Genomic DNA, 13,123 nt, shown 5'->3' on the forward strand with positions numbered 1-13,123 from the left:
GGATTCCCCATGAAGAAGTGGCTACTCCCGGTTTTCCTGCTCGTGCTGACGCTGGCCGGCTGCAAGGGCGCTGGCGAAACCGACCAGAACACCCTGACCATCGCGGCCACCGCCGTGCCGCACGCCGAGATCCTGGACGTGGTCAAGCCGATCCTGGCCAGGCAGGGCGTGACCCTGCAGGTCAAGGTGTTCAACGACTACGTGCAGCCCAATGATCAAGTGGCGCAGGGCCTGATCGACGTCAACTATTTCCAGACCGAGCCTTATCTGGATGCCTACAACCGCGATCGCGGGACGAAGCTGGAGACCTTCATCGGCGTGCATATCGAGCCGTTCGGTGCGTACTCGCGTCGCTACCCCTCGCTGGAAGCGCTGCCGAACGGTGCGGACGTGGTCATCCCCAACGATCCCAGCAACAACAGCCGTGCGCTGATCCTGCTGCACAAGGCCGGCGTGATCCAGCTGAAGGATCCCGGCAACGAACTGTCCACCCTTCGCGACATCGTCGCCAATCCCAAGCAGCTCAAGTTCCGCGAGCTGGATTCGGCGATGCTGCCACGCGTGCTGAATCAAGTGGATCTGGCATTGATCAACACCAACTACGCGCTCGACGCCGGCCTGCAGCCAACCCGTGATGCGCTGGCAATCGAAGACGCCCATTCGCCTTACGTCAATTTCCTGGTCGGCCTGCCGAAGCTGCGCGAGGATCCGCGGGTCAAGAAACTGGAAGCGGCCCTGACCAGTCCGGAGGTCAAGGCGTTCATCCAGAAGAAATACCAGGGCGCGGTATTGCCCGCGTTCTGATCATCACCGCGTCTGCGGTTGCACGACAGGAGAGGGCACATGGGCGACATCATCACTACGCGCATCGTGCTGGCCTCGCGCCCCAGCGGTGAACCCCGGGCGGACAACTTCCGTCTGGAGCAGGCGCCGCTGGCGACGCCCGGTCCGGGACAATTGCTGATCCGCAATCGCTATCTGTCGCTGGATCCGTACATGCGCGGTCGCATGGATGCCGGTCGTTCTTATGCAGCGCCGGTGGCGATCGATGACGTGATGGAGGGCCGCACCGTGGCCGAGGTGCTGGAGTCGCAGCATCCCGACTATGCGGCGGGCGAACTCGTGCTGGCGAGTGGTGGCTGGCAGACCCATGCGGTCATCGATGCCAGGGCGGTGATCCGCAAGCTGCACGACGATGGCCTGCCGCTCAGCACCTCCCTGGGCGTGTATGGCATGCCGGGCTTCACCGCGTATGCGGGCCTGCACGAGATCGGCAAGCCGCAGGCGGGTGAAACGCTGGTGGTCGCGGCCGCCAGCGGTCCGGTCGGCGCCACGGTGGGCCAGATCGCCAGGATGCAGGGCGCGCGCACGGTGGGCATCGCCGGTGGTGAAGCCAAGCGCCAGTACCTGGAATCCATCGGCTTCGACGTGGCGCTGGATCATCGCGCCGAGGATTTCGCCGCGCAGTTACGCGCGGCGGTGCCGCAGGGCATCGATGTGTATTTCGAGAACGTCGGCGGCAAGGTGTTCGACGCGGTGGTGCCGTTGCTCAATGACTTTGCCCGCATCCCGGTGTGCGGCACGATCGCCAACTACAATTCGCGCGGCGAGATTCTGCCGGGCCCGGATCGCCTGCCCGGCTTCGTCAGCCAGATCCTGCGCCAGCGGCTGACCCTGCGCGGATTCATCCAGCGCGACTTCATCCACCTGTTCCCGCAGTTCCTCACCGACATGGGCGCCTGGCTCAAGGACGGCCGCATCCAGTACCGCGAGGACATCGTCGAAGGGCTGGAGCAGGCGCCGGAAGCGTTCTTCGGCCTGTTGAAGGGACGCAACTTCGGCAAGTTGGTGGTCAAGCTGGATTGAGGGCCTGCTGCAGATAGGCTGCGGTGGCACTGCCACGCGCCTTCGCCACCATGGCCGGCGGTCCTTCCGCCACCACCATGCCGCCCTGCTCACCGGCGCCCGGACCGATGTCGATGACCCAGTCGGCATCGGCCACCACCCGCATGTCGTGTTCCACCACCACCACCGTATTGCCGGCGTCCACCAGCGCATGCAACTGCACCATCAGCTTGTCGACGTCGGCCGGATGCAGGCCGGTGGTGGGTTCATCCAGCACGTACAGCGAATCACCGCGTTGGCTGCGCTGCAGTTCGCTGGCCAGCTTGATCCGTTGCGCCTCGCCGCCCGACAGTTCGGTGGCGGGTTGGCCCAGGCGCAGATAGTCCAGGCCCATCGCCTGCAGCAGTGACAGCGGCTTGTGGATCGCGGCTTCGCCGGCGAAGAACTGCATGGCCTCGTCGACGGTCATCGCCAGCACCTGCGCGATGTTTTTGCCGTTCCAGTCCACTTCCAGGGTCTTGTCGTTGTAGCGGCTGCCGTGACAGGTGGGGCAGGGCGCATACACGCTGGGCATGAACAACAGTTCCACCTGCACGAAGCCCTCGCCTTCGCAGGTCTCGCAGCGGCCCTGCGCCACGTTGAAGGAGAAGCGGCCCACGCCGTAGCGTCGCTTCCTGGCGGCCGGGGTGGCGGCGAACAGTTTGCGCACGTGATCGAACAGACCGGTGTAGGTGGCCAGGTTGGATCGCGGCGTGCGGCCAATCGGTTTTTGATCGACATTGATCATCCGCCGCAGGGCGTTGGCGTCGACGCGCAGGCGACCGGTCGTGCGCGCGATGGCGGTCGGTTGCGGCAGCTCGCCTTCGTTCTCTTCCACCACAGGTTCATGGCCCAGGTGATCGCCGACCAGTTCCACCAGCGCCTGGCTCACCAGGCTCGATTTGCCGGAACCGGAGACGCCGGTGACGGCAGTGAACGCGCCGAGCGGAAAGCGCACGTCCAGCCCGTGCAGGTTGTTGCGATGGATGCCAGTGAGTTGCAGCCAGCCGGCAGGCGTACGCTTGTCGCGCCGGGGCGCACGCTCGCTCGCGAACAGATAGCGTCCCGTCTTCGACTGGGCCACATCGCGCAGACCCTCGGGCGGACCGCTGTACATCACCCGGCCCCCGTGTTGTCCCGCCCCCGGGCCGACGTCCACCAGCCAGTCGGCACGGCGCAGCGTATCCAGATCATGCTCGACCACGAACAGCGTATTGCCCGTGGCCTTGAGCTGGCCCAGGGCATCGTGCAGCGCCTCGGCATCGGCCGGATGCAGGCCGGCCGTGGGTTCATCCAGCACATAGACCACGCCGAACAGCTGGGATCGGATCTGGGTGGCCAGCCGCAGCCGTTGCAGTTCACCCGATGACAGCGTGGGCGTGGCGCGATCCAGCGACAGATAACCCAGGCCCAGCGCCTGCAGCGCGCCGATGCGATCGCGCAGATCCTGGGTGATGCGTTGCGCGGCAATGCGCTTTTCTTCCGACAGATCCGGCGTGCGCCGCACGTCCGAGCTGCCTTCATGCGCCGGCCCGCCCTTGGCCACCCGTCGGGCGGTGTCCTGCCGCGTTGCCGACTTGCTGCGCGTGGCGGCGCGCGAAGGCGCGTTGAAGTGACCGTCGGCCGCGGGCGCCAGCACCTCGCTGATCCGATCCAGAGACAGTTGCGACAGGCTGCCGATGTCCAGGCCCGCGAAGGTCACCGACAGCGCCTCGCGCTTCAGCCGGCGTCCCTTGCAGACCGGGCACGATGCGCCGGTCATGAAACGGGCCACGCGCTTCTTCATCAGCGCGCTCTGGGTGGTGGCGAAGGTATGCAGGATGTAGCGACGCGCGCCGGTGAAGGTGCCCATGTAGCTGGGCTCGGTCTTGCGGCGCAGCGCCGCACGCGTTTCGGCGGGAGTGAAACCGGCGTATACCGGCGCGGTCGGCTGCTCCTCGGTGAACAGGATCCACTGCCGATCCTTCTTCGGCAGATCCCGCCAGGGCGTGTCGACGTCATGGCCCAGGGTGACCAGGATGTCGCGCAGGTTCTGGCCGTGCCAGGCCGGTGGCCAGGAGGCGATGGCGCGCTCGCGGATACTCAACGACGGGTCCGGCACCATCGATTTTTCGGTGACGTCGTAGATGTAGCCCAGGCCGTGGCAATTCGGGCAGGCGCCTTGCGGGGTGTTGGGTGAAAAGTCTTCGGCGTACAACATCGGCTGGCGCGCCGGGTACGTGCCGGCGCGCGAGTAGAGCATGCGCAGCAGGCTGGACAGCGTGGTCACGCTGCCCACGGTGGAGCGCACGTTGGGCGTGCCACGTTGTTGCTGCAGCGCCACCGCCGGTGGCAGGCCTTCGATGGCGTCGACGGCCGGCACGCCGACTTGATCGATCAAGCGCCGCGCATACGGCGACAGCGACTCCAGGTAGCGGCGTTGCGCCTCGGCGTACAGGGTGCCGAAGGCCAGCGACGACTTGCCGGAACCGGAAATGCCGGAGAACACCACCAGCGCATCACGCGGGATGTCCACGTCCACGTCCTTGAGGTTGTGCTCGCGGGCGCCGCGGACGCGGACGAACTCGCCAGTCTTGGGGTGGAAGGGTTTCATGGGGGGCCTGCTGACGGGGAATGCATCGTAGTCAACATAGGAGCATGGGGTGAATGGCATGTGCAGGCTGGGGTACCCTGACCCTCATTTCCGCTTTGGCCTTCCCGTTCGTCTTTGGCTACATGAGAGCACCCAGCGACCAGCACCCCCCGCCGGACGAGGGCCCCGAAGCGGGAACGGGCGAAGCCCCGGCCTCGGCCGAATCCCTGATGCGCGACTTCAACCAGGCGCTGGTGCGGATGCTGCAGTTGCGCCTGGGCTCGTATGAGGATGCCCGCGAAGTGGCGCAGGAGGCCTACGCCAAGCTGCTGGTGGCGGGCGACAGCAAGGTGGTCAGCTACCACCGCGCCTACCTGTTCCGGATTGCGCAGAACTTGGCCACCGATCTGTTACGCAAGCGCGCCTACACCGAGCTGCCCGAACCCATCGACCTGGGCCTGTGGCGCGACCCGGTGGCCAATCCGGAACGCGCCGCGCGGCTGTCACAGGTGCTGCATAAACTGCCGGCCATCCTGGCCGAGCTCCCCGACAACTGCACCGAGGCCTTCCGCCTGGTGCGCATCAAGCAACTTAGCTTTGCCGAAGCCGCGGCGTGCATGGGCCTGACCGAACGCATGGTGCGCATCCATGTGGCCCGGGCGCTGGCGCATTGCCAACAACATCTGGACGGCATCACGGACGAGTACGCAGGAGAAGGACATGAATAAGACCGACCAGAACGCGCGCACGCTGGCGGTGGAGCAGGCCAGCCAATGGCTGGTCCGCCTGCAGGATGACGCCGTGTCCGATGCGGATCTCGAAGCCTGGGGCGACTGGATGACGCAGCCGGAAAACGCGCGCGCCTTCGACGACATCAGCGCGCTGTGGGAAGCCACGGCGGCGTTGTCTTCCGAGTCGCTGGAGCAGGCCGCGGCCGCACGCGCAGAAGGCGCACCGGCGCCAATATCCGCGTCCACATCGACGACTGCGGCAACACCGGCATCCGCATCCACCTCCGCGGGTGCGACACGAACCCTGTTGCACCGTCGCCGCCGCAAGCCCTGGCTGGCCGCCGCCGCCATTGCCGCCAGCTGCGCGCTGGTGGCGGTGGGCGTGTTCAAGCTGTTGCCAGGCACGCCGCCACCCGCCGATCAGCAATGGGTCACCGGCAAGGGCGAACGCCGCGAGCTGCAGCTGGCCGATGGATCCCGCGTGGTGCTGGATGCCGACAGCCAGTTGCGCGTGGTGTTTGCCGACGGTCATCGTGATCTGCAGCTGCCACGCGGCCGCGCCCACTTCGCGGTGGCGCATGATCCGGCGCGGCCTTTCCGCGTGCAGGCCGGCGGCATCGTCAGTCAGGCCATCGGCACGCGTTTCAGCGTGGCGCATGCGTCGGCCGATCAGGTCGCGGTGGTGGTGGACGAAGGGCGGGTGCGGGTGAGCGAACGCGCAGCAGGCAAACGCGACGCGGCTGGCCCTGTCGCCGCACGCACGCTCGACCTGGTCAGGAACCAGCGCGCGCGCTACGGCGCGCTGGGCGGACTGCAGGGTCCGCAGCCGATCAATGCCGATCTGGCCGGCGCATGGAAGGAGGGCAGCGTGATCTATCAACGCGAACCGTTGGCCAGCGTGGTGGAAGATCTCAATCGCTATTCGCGCATTCCGTTGCGGCTGGAAGACAGCTCGATGGGCAGCCTGCTGGTGACCGGCCGCTGGGAAAGCGCCAGCGTCGACACCTGGGTGGAAGGCCTGGCCAAGGCCTTGCATCTGGAGGTGGTGCGCAAGCCGGATGTGATCCTGTTGGCGGCGCGCAAGCCCGTGCAACGCGACACTCCGCCGCTGTCGACGCCTTAGCGGGAACCAGGAGAGCCGGCGGGTGATACCACGCATGCGGCGCGCGGCGCTGGTCACGTTCCTCTCGCTTGCGGTGTCGGCGCCGACGCTGGCTGCCGAACGCGCTGCCGCGCGCAAGGACTTCCATATTCCGCCGCAGCCGCTGGATGAGGCCCTGCTCGCTTTCTCGCAGCAGGCCGGAGTGGAGCTGGCGGCGGTGGGCGATTTCAGCCAGGCCGGACGCAGCGCGGCGGTGGACGGCATCATGACCCCGCAGGCGGCGTTGGAACGGCTGTTGGGTGGCAGCGCTTTCGAGTACGCCATCCAGCCCAATGGCATGGTCACCGTCTCGGCGCTGCGCGCGCACACCTCGCCGGCGCCAGCGGCGACCATGCGCCTGGAACGCGCCGCCACCACCACGCCAATCGTCACCCGCAACGTGGCCACCATCGTGGTGACCGCTCGCAAGCGCGACGAACGCCTGATTGACGTGCCGATGGCGATCTCCGCCGTCAGTGGCGAGCGGATCGAACTGCTGGGCCTGGACAGCGCGGCCGAGGTGGCCAAGCTGACGCCGGCGGTGAGCAGCGTGGATATTGGCGGCGGCTTTACCCAGCTGCAGATCCGCGGCGTTTCCAGTTCCATCGGCGGCAACGACAACGGCTACTACCTGGACGATGTCGCCTTCAGCGGCGTCACCGTGCCCTGGCATCCGGACACGCGCTCGTTCGATCTGGAACGCGTCGAGATCCTCAAGGGTCCGCAGGGCACGCTGTTTGGCGAAGGATCGCTGGGCGGCACCATCCGTATCCTCACCCGCGCGCCGGAACTGGATCAGTTCCGCGCCCGCGTCGAACTGGGCGTCGCAAGTACCGAATCCGGTGGCAGCGGTGACAGCGCCAAGCTGATGGCCAACCTGCCGTTGATCGACGACCACCTGGCGCTGCGCGTGATCGCCACCGAGGAAACGCTGCCGGGTTGGCTGGATGATGCCGCCAGCGGCCGTCGCAACGACAACCGTCAGGCGATCGCCACCCGGCGTGCGCGCTTGCGCTGGTCGCCCGATGACCGCTGGTTGACGGATGTCAGTTATATGCGATCGACCACCGACGCCATGGGCGGCGGCTACTCGGCCGCGGATGACGGGCAAGTGGATGCGACGCTGGGCAACGACTCGCAATGGCAAAGCAGCAGTTTCACGACCAGCTATCTCAGCGGCCATTCGCGCTTCAGCTACATCTACTCAGACAGCAGCCTGGGCTACCAGCTCAATGGCAGCCTCAACCCCGCCAGCCCCACCACCGGCTCGATCGCCATCGACGTGAGCACACAGGAACTGCGCTGGAGTTACGCGCTCGATGATCGCCTGGACTGGGTCGCCGGCTACGCCCATCGGCGGGCGGCGCGCACGGATCACCTGGTGGTGGCGGAGGCGACTTCGATGGCCAGCCAGTCCAATCGCGCCGACACGCTGTACGCCGAAGGCACGCTGCGCAGTCGCGATGGACAGTGGTCCGTCACCGCGGGCCTGCGCTACTTCCTGGATCGGGTCGATGGCATATCGGCCGGCGACGACATCGTGTCCACCGCCAAGGACCGCTTCGAGAGCGTGAACCCGCGCGTGATCATCGCGCGGCAGCTGTCGCCTGAGATGCTGTGGTACGCCACCGCCAGTACCGGTTTCCGCTCCGGCCAGCTGCAGCCGATCACGTCGCTGGTGACGGCGCAGGCGCTGGGCACGGAGTTGCCGCTGTCGATCAAACCCGACTCCATCACGTCCTACGAACTGGGCTTCAAGCAGCAGCTGGCCGACCAGCGCGTGCTGCTGCAAGGTGCGCTGTTCCAGAGCCGTTGGCGGGATTTGCCGGTGCGGGTGCCGCTGGACGATGACTTCAACGGCATCGCCAACTCGCGTGGCGCGCGCATCCGTGGCGCGGAAGCGGGCATCCGCTACAACGCGCCGTCCAGCCTGAGCCTGGAGGTCAACGCAGGCCTGGTGGATGCGCGCTACCTGGCCGATGTACCGGGCACGCCGCTGCGCAAGGGCTCCACCGTCTACAACGTGCCCAAGCTCACCGCGTCGGCGGCGGCCAGCTATGCCTGGTGGGTGGCGGGCGATCTGACGGCCGTGGCCTCGGCGACGGCGTTCTACAACTCCGAGCGGACCACTTCGCTGGTGGTGGGTCGCAGCGGCGATGCCATTCTCTCGATCGGCGCGCGCGTGGGGCTTGAATCGCCGCGCGGCTGGGCCGGTTACCTGTACGTCGACAACCTTGGCAACGAAGACGGCGCAGTCGACGGGCGCACCGCCTTCGACGTGGCGACCCGGCTCAGACCACGCACCTACGGAATGGAGCTGCGCTACGCCTACTGACCCTGCGGCCGCGCATGGCCGGGGCAGGTGAGGGGCGCATTTCACTTTTGTGGCACAGCTTCGTCTGTGGCTGTGGGGACTGCTTTTCGCAGCGCCCCGACCCTCAGCCATCGGAGCCCGTGCATGTCCCGTCGCAATCACGTCCCTTTGTTCCGCCACGCCTCTGGCCCGCGCTGTACGCGATTGGCCGCCGGCATCGTCGCCGCGCTGCTGTTGGCGCCGGCCGCCTTTGCGCAGGATGCCGCCCCTTCCTCCACTGATGGCGCCGCCGCCACCGACACTACGCCGGCCAGCGAGAAATCGCAGGAAGCGGTGACCCTGGGCAACGTCATCGTGACCGCACGCAAGCGCGACGAACGCCAGCTCGACGTGCCGATTGCCATGAACGCGGTGACGGGCGAACAGATCGACGCCATGGGCCTGCTCAACGTCACCGATGTCATCAACATCACCCCGGGCGCTTCCTCCATCGATACCGGCGGCGGCTTCACCCAGGTGCAGATCCGCGGCGTTTCCAGTTCGCTGGGCGGCAACGACAACGGCTACTACATCGACGAAACCCCGTTCACCGGCGTCACCGTGCCCTGGTATCCGGACGCGCGCTCGTTCGACATCGATCGGGTTGAAATCCTCAAGGGTCCGCAGGGCACGCTGTTCGGCGAAGGCTCGATGGGCGGCACCGTGCGCATCATCACCCGCAAGCCCGACTTCGATCGCTTTGCCGCCGGCGTGGAGCTCAACGCCTCGCAAGTGAGCGGCGGCAGCGATGGCTGGGGCGCCAAGGCCTACGCCAACATTCCGCTGGTCGATGACATGCTGGCGCTGCGCGTGGCGGTGACCGACGAGACCACGCCCGGCTGGATCGATAATGCCGTCACCGGCGAGAAGAACGTCAACGACAACGACATCCGCACCCAGCGCGCCAAGCTGCGCTTTGCGCCGGTCGACAACTGGACCATCGATCTGTCGTACTGGAAGTACAAGTCCGACAGCGCGGCCGCTTCCAACGCCGCCTACGACGACATGACCAATGATTCGTTCCTGGCCAACCAGAACGAGTGGGACTCCAGCAGCCTCACCAGCACCTACGACTTCGAGAACTCGCAGCTGGTCTATGTGTTCTCCGACGCGGACCTGACCTACGGCCAGTTCGGCGACCTGGCACCGGGCATTCCGCTGACCGCGGTGATCGACATCGGCGTGCGCACGCACGAGCTGCGCTGGGCCTCGACCGGTGAGCGCAAGCTGGACTGGACGGCGGGCTATTACCTGCGCAAGGCCACGCGCGAGGACGTACTGGATATTCCGGGCATCGTGGAAAGCACCTCCACCCAGGTCAACGATGCCTACGCGTTCTTCGGCGAAGCCACGTTGAACTTCAATGCGCAGTGGGCGTTGACCGCGGGCCTGCGCTATTTCAAGGACGAAGTCGACGGCGCCGATGCCGCGGCCGATGGCAGCGTGTCCACGCTCGATGCCAGCTTCGACAGCTGGAACCCGCGCGTGGCGCTGTCCTACAAACCCAGCCAGGACACCACCTTCTACGCCAGCGCGGCGAAGGGTTTCCGCTCCGGCCAGTTGCAGCCGATTGGTTCGATCATCCTGGCCGAGGCGTTCGGCGTTGAACTGCCGTCCACCATCGATCCCGACACCATCTGGACCTACGAGCTGGGCGTGAAGTCCTTGTTTGCCGAAGGCACGGTGCTGCTGGAAGGCGCGGTGTTCTACAGCGACTGGGAAGGCGTGGCGGTGCGCGTGCCGATCACCCCGCAGATCAACGGCCTGGCCAATTCCGATGGCACCACCAACTACGGCGTGGAGGTCAACCTGGTTTATACGCCCGACAGCCACCTGACCGTGCAGGCTGGCGGCAGCTGGATCGACGCGACCTACTCGGCCGATGTGCCGGGCACGCCGCTGTTCAAGGGCACGCCGGTCTACAACGTGCCCAAGACCACCTTCAATCTCTCCGCCGCCTACGGCTGGGACATTGGCCAGAACCTGCGCGGCATTGCATCGAGCCTGCTGCAGTACGAGTCGGCGCGCGAAACCGCACTCACCGCCGGCACGCCCGGTGATCCGCGCACGCGCATTGGCGCGCGCGTTGGCCTGGAATCACCGGCCGGCTGGGCGGTGTACCTGTACGGCGAAAACCTGACCAATGAAGACGGCGCCATCAACGCCCGCAGCGCCAGCCAGTTCGACGGCAACGGCGATCTGCTGCGGCTGGGTGCGGCCGATCGCTACCAGCCGCGCACCTACGGTGTGCTGTTCCGCTACGACTACTGATTGCGCCCACGCACAGAGGACTCACGATGAAGACAAGCTTCCGTTTTTCCAGTGGCCTGCTGGCCATGGCGATCACCGCGGCCAGTGGCCAGGCCCTGGCAGCCGATGATGATCTGCTGTGGCTGGAATCGCCGCACGATGCCAAGGCCCTGGATTGGGCGCGCGCGGCTACCGCGCAGACCCGCCAGCAACTCGGCGCCTCGCCATCGCATGCGGCGGTGGCCGGTGAACTCAAGGCGATCCTGGCGCAACCGCCGGCCGAGCCGGATCAGTACCTGCTTGGTGAGCGGGTGGTGCGTTTCTTCCGCGACGCCGCCCATCCCTATGGCCTGCTGCAGACCGCGCCACGCAGCGGCGCGGGCGTAAAACGCGACTGGAAGACGGTGCTGGACGTGGCCGCGTTGCGCCAGAGCGAAGGCATCCCGTTCGAGCTGCAGGTGTTCACCCTGGGCAGCGCCTGCCTGGCGCCGACCTACACGCGTTGCCTGCTGCGGCTCTCGCCCGGCGGCGGCGACGAAGTGGAGATCCGCGAGTTTGACATCGGCCAGGGCGCGTTTGTCGCCGATGGCTTCAAGGTCGGCAAGTCGCGCGCCTTCGCCGAATGGATGGGGCCGGACACCCTGCTGGTGGCCAGTGCACTGAATGATGCACCCAAGACGCTGGCCGGCTGGCCGGCAGTGGTCAACCTGTGGTCGCGCGGCACGCCACTGGCCAGCGCCAAGCCGGTGTACCAGGCGCAGGCCAGCGATGCGATCGTGCAGTTTTCCACGGTGGGCAATGGCGCCGATACGCTGGGCGTGATTGGCCGTGCGATCGATTACTCCACTTTCGAGGTGGTGGTGGTGGATGCGCAGGGCAAACAGACCAAGCTGCCTTTCCCGCAGGCCTTGAAGCCGTTCGGCGTGCTGGGCGCCTCCGCGCGCCACGTGATCGCGCAGCTGGCCCATGACGAGACCATCGAGGGCCGGCCGTACAAGGCCGAGACCGTGATCGCCTACGACACCAGCGCCAGCGCGAAGGAAGGCCAGCGGGTTTCGGCGGTGTATGTGCCGGCCGCCGGCGAGTTTGTCGACCCGGCCTTTGGCGGCCTGGCGGTGACCCGCGACGATGTCCTGCTGCTCTCCAACCGCAACCTGCGCCAGCGCGTGGTCGCCGCGCGTTTCGAGCAAGGCCGGTGGAAGCAGCGGCAGGTGTTCGAAGCGCAGCCCGGCGAGACCGTGACCGTGCGCAGCGATGGCCATGACAGCAACGAGTTCATCGCCTCCGTGGCCGGCTTCGTGACCCCGCGCAGCCAGTACCTGATCAACGAGAAGGGTCAGCGCACGCTGTTGGCGCAGGATCCGGTGCTGATGGACGGCAGCGGCTACACCACCGAGATTGGTTCGGCCACCTCCCGGGATGGCACGTCGATCGACTACTTCCTGCTCAAGCCGCGCAAGCCGGCCGCCGGCCCGCAGCCGCTGCTGATGACCGGGTATGGCGCGTTTGGCCTGTCGATGCGCCCGGGCTATTTCGATGCGTTCGTCGGTGGTCCCGCGCTGAAGCTGTGGCTGGAACGCGGCGGTGCGATCGCCATCCCGGCGATTCGTGGCGGCGGCGAGCGTGGTGCGGCCTGGCATATGGCGGCCATCCGCGAGAAGCGACAGAACTCCTACGACGATTTCATCGCGGTGACCGAGCACCTGATCAAGACCGGCTTCACCTCGGCTGATCACGTCGGCATTTTCGGCATGTCCAACGGTGGCTTGTTGACCGCCACCCTGGGTACCCAGCGTCCGGATCTGTTTGGCGCGGTGGTCAGCGATGTGCCGCTCACCGACCTGATCCGCATGCGCCACATGGGCATGGGCGCGGCGTGGATGAACGAGTACGGCAATCCCGATGATCCGGCGCAGACCGCCGCGATGCTGAAGTATTCGCCGTACCAGAACGTCCGCAAGGGAACCAAGTATCCGCCGTTCCTGGTAACCATCTCGACCGAAGACAACCGCGTCGGCCCCGGCCATGCGCGCAAGCTCGCCTGGCGCCTGCAACAGGCCGGCGCCACCACCTACTTCTATGAAGACGAAGAGGGTGGCCATGGCGTAAGTGACGCTTTCCGCAATCCGGAGCTGATGGCGCTGCGGATGAGCTTCCTGATCGACAACCTGATGGGCCAGCACTGAGCCCCG

8 protein-coding genes are annotated in these 13,123 nt (G+C 66.6%); 7 read left to right on the plus strand and 1 reads right to left on the minus strand.

All coding sequences use genetic code 11. The features are described from left to right. Nucleotides 1–9: 9 nt before the first annotated feature. Together B5X78_RS13800 and B5X78_RS13805 are read left to right on the plus strand one after the other, a co-directional pair. On the plus strand, nt 10–804 hold the full coding sequence (locus tag B5X78_RS13800) for a MetQ/NlpA family ABC transporter substrate-binding protein (protein WP_079725090.1): 795 nt from the start codon (nt 10–12) through the stop codon (nt 802–804). Between the two features lie 39 nt (nt 805–843). Beyond that, nucleotides 844–1,866 carry an NADP-dependent oxidoreductase gene (locus B5X78_RS13805; RefSeq protein ID WP_079725091.1) on the plus strand — a complete coding sequence of 341 codons (1,023 nt, stop codon included), beginning with the start codon at nt 844–846 and terminating at the stop codon, nt 1,864–1,866. Here the strand turns inward: B5X78_RS13805 and B5X78_RS13810 are convergent. After that, nucleotides 1,853–4,477: an excinuclease ABC subunit UvrA gene (locus B5X78_RS13810; protein ID WP_079725092.1), complete on the minus strand. Its 2,625-nt coding sequence runs from the start codon at nt 4,475–4,477 to the stop codon at nt 1,853–1,855. The two genes, B5X78_RS13805 and B5X78_RS13810, sit on opposite strands and share 14 nt — an antisense overlap. Nucleotides 4,478–4,686: 209 nt before the next feature. On the opposite strand from B5X78_RS13810, the gene B5X78_RS13815 reads away from it, so the two are divergent. The 5 genes from B5X78_RS13815 to B5X78_RS13835 all read left to right on the plus strand — a co-directional run bounded on the left by B5X78_RS13815 (nt 4,687) and on the right by B5X78_RS13835 (nt 13,117). Then, nucleotides 4,687–5,184 (plus strand): RNA polymerase sigma factor, encoded by a 498-nt coding sequence (locus B5X78_RS13815; RefSeq protein ID WP_176140870.1) that lies wholly within the window; start codon nt 4,687–4,689, stop codon nt 5,182–5,184. Then, nucleotides 5,177–6,310 carry a FecR family protein gene (locus B5X78_RS18635; protein WP_176140871.1) on the plus strand — a complete coding sequence of 378 codons (1,134 nt, stop codon included), beginning with the start codon at nt 5,177–5,179 and terminating at the stop codon, nt 6,308–6,310. The genes B5X78_RS13815 and B5X78_RS18635 overlap by 8 nt, the downstream gene beginning before the upstream one ends. Nucleotides 6,311–6,332: 22 nt before the next feature. Then, nucleotides 6,333–8,663: a TonB-dependent receptor gene (locus B5X78_RS13825; protein WP_188444679.1), complete on the plus strand. Its 2,331-nt coding sequence runs from the start codon at nt 6,333–6,335 to the stop codon at nt 8,661–8,663. 123 nt (nt 8,664–8,786) lie between these two features. Continuing rightward, nucleotides 8,787–10,952, plus strand: a complete 2,166-nt coding sequence (locus tag B5X78_RS13830; protein WP_079725095.1) for a TonB-dependent receptor — start codon at nt 8,787–8,789, stop codon at nt 10,950–10,952. 26 nt (nt 10,953–10,978) lie between these two features. Next, nucleotides 10,979–13,117 (plus strand): prolyl oligopeptidase family serine peptidase, encoded by a 2,139-nt coding sequence (locus B5X78_RS13835; RefSeq protein ID WP_079725096.1) that lies wholly within the window; start codon nt 10,979–10,981, stop codon nt 13,115–13,117. Nucleotides 13,118–13,123 lie beyond the last annotated feature (6 nt).

Source organism: Pseudoxanthomonas indica (genome assembly GCF_900167565.1).
Taxonomy (GTDB): Bacteria; Pseudomonadota; Gammaproteobacteria; order Xanthomonadales; family Xanthomonadaceae; genus Pseudoxanthomonas_A; species Pseudoxanthomonas_A indica.

Coding starts and splice junctions, on each gene's coding strand:
- B5X78_RS13805 (WP_079725091.1), top strand. CDS start 844: ATGGGCGACATCATCACTACGCGCATCGTGCTGGCCTCGCGCCCCAGC.
- B5X78_RS13830 (WP_079725095.1), top strand. CDS start 8,787: ATGTCCCGTCGCAATCACGTCCCTTTGTTCCGCCACGCCTCTGGCCCG.
- B5X78_RS18635 (WP_176140871.1), top strand. CDS start 5,177: ATGAATAAGACCGACCAGAACGCGCGCACGCTGGCGGTGGAGCAGGCC.
- B5X78_RS13810 (WP_079725092.1), bottom strand. CDS start 4,477: ATGAAACCCTTCCACCCCAAGACTGGCGAGTTCGTCCGCGTCCGCGGC.
- B5X78_RS13800 (WP_079725090.1), top strand. CDS start 10: ATGAAGAAGTGGCTACTCCCGGTTTTCCTGCTCGTGCTGACGCTGGCC.
- B5X78_RS13815 (WP_176140870.1), top strand. CDS start 4,687: ATGCGCGACTTCAACCAGGCGCTGGTGCGGATGCTGCAGTTGCGCCTG.
- B5X78_RS13835 (WP_079725096.1), top strand. CDS start 10,979: ATGAAGACAAGCTTCCGTTTTTCCAGTGGCCTGCTGGCCATGGCGATC.